Source organism: Aeromonas popoffii (assembly GCF_000820025.1).
Lineage (GTDB): Bacteria > Pseudomonadota > Gammaproteobacteria > Enterobacterales > Aeromonadaceae > Aeromonas > Aeromonas popoffii.
In genome coordinates this window covers 1-4,153 of sequence record NZ_CDBI01000099.1, presented here as the reverse complement: position 1 = coordinate 4,153, position 4,153 = coordinate 1, and the positions used below count along the sequence as shown (strand labels likewise).

4 protein-coding genes are annotated in these 4,153 nt (G+C 60.2%); all 4 read left to right on the top strand.

The window, feature by feature from the left end:
• Positions 1–1,016 (top strand): acetylornithine/succinyldiaminopimelate transaminase (locus tag BN1129_RS20960; protein WP_042039211.1); only part of this gene is annotated, 1,016 nt, incomplete at its 5' end.
• A gap of 75 nt (positions 1,017–1,091) precedes the next feature.
• Positions 1,092–2,111 carry an arginine N-succinyltransferase gene (gene astA, locus BN1129_RS20955; RefSeq protein ID WP_042039209.1) on the top strand — a complete coding sequence of 340 codons (1,020 nt, stop codon included), beginning with the start codon at positions 1,092–1,094 and terminating at the stop codon, positions 2,109–2,111.
• A 71-nt stretch (positions 2,112–2,182) separates the two neighbouring features.
• Positions 2,183–3,652, top strand: coding sequence for a succinylglutamate-semialdehyde dehydrogenase (gene astD, locus BN1129_RS20950; RefSeq protein ID WP_042039207.1), 1,470 nt, complete (start codon positions 2,183–2,185; stop codon positions 3,650–3,652).
• A 109-nt stretch (positions 3,653–3,761) separates the two neighbouring features.
• On the top strand, positions 3,762–4,153 hold a 392-nt coding region (locus BN1129_RS20945; protein WP_042039206.1), incomplete at its 3' end, for a 2-oxoadipate dioxygenase/decarboxylase family protein.

Sequence of the window (4,153 nt, the reverse complement as noted above, 5' to 3'; positions counted from 1 at the left end):
CCCAGGGCGAGAAGCTGTGGCACCTCTCCAACGTGATGACCAACGAGCCGGCCCTGCGCCTGGCCAAGAAGCTGGTTGCCGCCACCTTTGCCGACAAGGTCTATTTCTGCAACTCGGGCGCCGAAGCCAACGAGGCGGCCCTCAAGTTGGCCCGTCGTTATGCCATCGAGAAGTTCGGTGAGCACAAGACCCAGATCATTGCTTTCCATCAGGGTTTCCACGGTCGTACCTTCTTTACCGTCAGTGTCGGTGGCCAGGCTGCTTACTCAGATGGTTTCGGTCCCAAGCCGGCGGATATCACCCATGTGACTTACAACGATCTGGCGGAGCTGGCTGCTGTCATCTCCGACAATACCTGCGCTGTGGTGATGGAGCCGCTGCAAGGGGAGGGGGGCATCATTCGTCCGACCGACGCGTTCGCCAAGGGCGTGCGTGAGCTGTGCGACAAACACAATGCCCTGCTGGTCTATGACGAAGTGCAGTCCGGGGTCGGCCGTACCGGTGATCTCTACGCCTATATGGGTCTGGGTGTCACGCCTGACATCCTCACCAGCGCCAAGGCGCTCGGCGGCGGCTTCCCCATCGGCGCCATGCTGACCACCAACGAGATCGCGGCTCATTTGAAAGTGGGTACTCACGGTTCCACCTACGGCGGCAACCCGCTGGCCTGTGCGGTGGCCGAGGCGGTGATCGATGTGGTCAACACCCCGGAAGTGCTCAGCGGCATCAAGCAGCGCGAACAGCTGTTCCGTGCCGGGCTCGATGCCATCAATGCCAAGTACCACTGCTTTAGCGAAGTGCGTGGCAAGGGTCTGTTGCTCGGCGCCGTGCTGAACGATGACTACAAGGGCCGTTCCCGTGACTTCCTGCTGGCCTCTATCGATCAGGGGTTGATGGCACTGGTCGCGGGTACCAACGTGGTGCGTTTCGCCCCCTCGCTGGTTATCCCGGAAGCGGACATCAAGGAAGGGCTGGCCCGGTTCGAGAAAGCGGTTGCCCAGGTGGTTAACGCCTGATCCAAATTGAGGTGGGGAGCCCTCCCGGCAGGAGCCGGGACCCCACCTGTCGTCAATGAAAGGGAGTTGTCATTTATGTTGGTTATCCGTCCCATCGAGCAAAAAGATTTTGCCGGTCTCAAGACCTGTGCCATTGAATCCGGCACCGGCATGACTTCGTTACCTGTCAACGATGAACTGCTGCAGCGCAAGATAGATGCCTCGACCCAGACCTTCTCGGACAAACCGGCAGGTAAGGGTGATTGCCTCTACTTCTTCGTCGCTGAGGATCTGGAGACCGGCGAAATGGTCGGTACCTGTGCCATCGATGCGGCCGTGGGCCTGTCCCAGCCGTTTTACAACTATCACATCGGCAAGGTGGTGCACTCTTCCCCCAAGCTTGGCATCTACAACGTGGTCGAGACGCTCACGCTGTCCAATGACTACACCGGCAATTCCGAACTCTGCACCCTGTTTCTGCGTGAATGCGCCCGCGAGGGGCTCAACGGCCGCCTGCTCTCCAAGCACCGCTTCCTGTTCATGGCCGAGCATCCCGAGTTGTTCGACGATACCGTCTTTGCCGAGATGCGTGGCGTCTCCGATGGCAATGGTCACAGCCCCTTCTACGAGTGGCTGCAAAAGCATTTCTTCTCGATGGATTTTCCCACCGTCGACTATCTCACCGGCATTGGCAAGAAGCGCTTCATCGCCGAGTTGATGCCCAAGTACCCCATCTACGTCAACCTGCTGAGCAACGAGGCGCGCGCCGTCATCGGCCAGACCCACGACAAGACCCGCCCGGCCATCAAGATGCTGCAGGATGAAGGCTTCGTGAACCGGGGCTATGTCGATATCTTCGATGCAGGCCCCACCGTCGAGTGTGACGTGAAGAATATCCGCAGCGTGCGCCGCAGCCAGAAGCTGCGGGTGCTGATCGGCGAACCCATAGGTGGCAAGATCCATCTGGTCTGCAATACCCGCTACGAGCACTACCGTGCCTGCTACGGCAATATCCGGGTCGATCTCGACAAGCATGAAGCCATCATTCCGCCCAAGATGGCGACGGCACTCAAGGTGCAGGATGGTGACATGGTACGCGCCGTCGATCTCGATTGAGCCGTATTGGCAGTAAAACCGCATATGAAACAGGCAGCCAACGTTGCTTGCGAACCACAGGGAGTGAATGGATGAGCCAGTTAGTACAACTGATAGACGGTCAATGGCTTGCCGGTGAAGGCAAGCCATTCGAGTCAAGGGATCCGGCGAAGAACGAGGTTATCTGGCAAGGGGGGGCTGCCAGCGCCGCCCAGGTGGATGCCGCCGTCAAGGCTGCCCGCGCTGCCTTCTACTATTGGTCCGATATGAGCCTGGAGGCGCGTCTTGCCATCGTGCGTCGTTACGCTGATCTGCTCGGCGAGCACAAGGAGGCGCTGGCGCTCACCATCGCCCGCGAAACCGGCAAGCCCCTGTGGGAAACCCGCACCGAAGTGGCCGCTATGCAGGGCAAGGTTGCCATCTCCATCCGTGCCCATGACGAGCGCACCGGCACGGTCGAAAACCCCATGCCGGGTGCCAAGGCATTCGTGCGCCACAAGCCCCACGGCGTGGTCGCCGTGTTCGGCCCCTACAACTTCCCGGGCCATCTGCCGAACGGTCACATAGTGCCTGCGCTGATCGCCGGTAATGCCGTGGTGTTCAAGCCTTCCGAACTGACCCCCATGGTGGCCGAAGCCATGCTGAAGATCTGGCAGGAGGCGGGACTGCCCAAGGGCGTCCTCAACCTGGTGCAGGGCGAGGTGGAGACCGGCAAGGCGCTGGCAGGTAATCCGGATATCGACGGCCTCTTCTTCACTGGCTCGTCCCGTACCGGCCACTTCCTGCACCAGCAGTTTGCCGGTCAGCCCGGCAAGATCCTGGCGCTGGAGATGGGTGGCAACAACCCGCTGATCGTCAAGGATGTGAGTGATATTGATGGCGCCGTTCACGCCATAGTGCAATCTGCCTTCATCACTTCCGGCCAGCGTTGCACCTGCTCCCGCCGTCTGTTTGTCGAGCGCGGTGCCCGGGGCGATGCCCTGGTCAAGCGATTGGTGGAGGTGGTCGGCCAGATCAAGGTTGGCCTCTATGATGCCGCCGAGCAGCCCTTCATGGGGGCCATGATCAGCGAAAGAGCGGCGCTGGGCATGGTTGAGGCGCAAGCCAGCCTGCAACGACTGGGTGGCGAGAGTCTGCTGACCCTCAAGCACCTGGAAGCGGGCACAGGCTTCGTTTCGCCTGGCATCATCGATGTCACTGCTGTGAGCGCACTGCCGGACGAAGAGTATTTTGGCCCGCTGCTGCAGCTCATTCGTTACGACGATTTTGATGCCGCCATCGATCAAGGCAACGCCACCAGCTTCGGTCTTTCGGCGGGCCTGCTCGGTGACCGCGAAGCGGACTGGCACCACTTCTTCAAGCGGATCCGCGCCGGTATCGTCAACTGGAACAAGCCCATCACGGGTGCCTCCAGCGCCGCGCCGTTCGGCGGTATCGGTGCCTCCGGCAACCACAGGGCGAGCGCCTACTACGCCGCCGACTACTGCGCCTATCCGGTCGCCTCCGTCGAGGACAGCAAAGCCGCCATGCCGGATCAGCTGTCGCCGGGTTTGACCTTTTAACAAGGAAGAGGCTGATACTGTCCTCCTCTGCGTTGAGCGCAGATCACAAACAATAAAAGGGGCACTGAACAGGTGCCCTTGTCTGTACCCGCAATCAAAGGAAAGAGAGATGCAAAAGGATATCGACACCCTGTTCGGTCACTTGTGGGATAACTACATTCACGTCACCCCGAGTGCCCTCAAGGTCCACACCCTGCTGGGTGGTGGCGAGCCCATCGTCAATGATCACGTGGCGTTTCGCACCTACAACCTGCCCAAGCTGGGGCTGGAGAAGCTGGCCGCCCACTTCCTGGCGCTCGGTTACGAGCAGAAGGGCGAATATGTGTTCAAGGCCAAGAAGCTCTATGCCAAGCACTTTGAGCATAAAGATCCGGATGCCCCCAAGGTGTTCATCAGCGAGCTGAAGGTGGAAGAACTCTCCCCAGCGGCGCAGGCCATCATCCACAAGCTGGCGGATCAGGTGCCTGCGCACCTGACCGATACCCCGGCCTTCCTCTATGC

Bases quoted from the DNA above. Each gene is read 5' to 3' on its own strand.
- astA (WP_042039209.1), top strand. From the start codon at position 1,092: ATGTTGGTTATCCGTCCCATCGAGCAAAAAGATTTTGCCGGTCTCAAG.
- astD (WP_042039207.1), top strand. From the start codon at position 2,183: ATGAGCCAGTTAGTACAACTGATAGACGGTCAATGGCTTGCCGGTGAA.